This window comes from Stenotrophomonas sp. AS012628, from assembly GCF_010608305.1.
GTDB classification, from domain to species: Bacteria; Pseudomonadota; Gammaproteobacteria; order Xanthomonadales; family Xanthomonadaceae; genus Stenotrophomonas; species Stenotrophomonas geniculata.
The window spans coordinates 1-257 of sequence record NZ_VMBJ01000171.1 but is presented as its reverse complement, the minus strand read 5'-3'; the positions used below and the strand labels follow the sequence as shown (position 1 = coordinate 257).

Annotated in this window: 1 pseudogene; it reads left to right on the top strand. The window is 67.7% G+C overall.

The annotated features are described in order from the left end of the window. Positions 1 to 56: 56 nt before the first annotated feature. Positions 57 to 257 (top strand): annotated as a pseudogene (locus tag G5A07_RS21475) (phosphatidate cytidylyltransferase); the annotation flags it as partial.

The window sequence follows — 257 nt, the reverse complement described above, 5'->3', positions numbered from 1 at the left end:
CCTCGAACGAGCGCGCATGGCCCTGCTGGACCTGGCGCCGGAAGAGGAGGCCTGAGATGAACGAACAGACCTGGATGCTCTTCGGCGGGATCGGCGCGCTGCTGCTGCTCGCCTCGCTGGTCGGCTTCGTCCTCAAGTGGCGCGCCGGTCCCGGCCCGAACGCGGTGATCGACAACCTGAACGCTCGGATCAACGCCTGGTGGGCGATGGTCCTGGTGATCGGTTTCGCCTTCTGGCTCGGCCAGGCGGCGGTGATC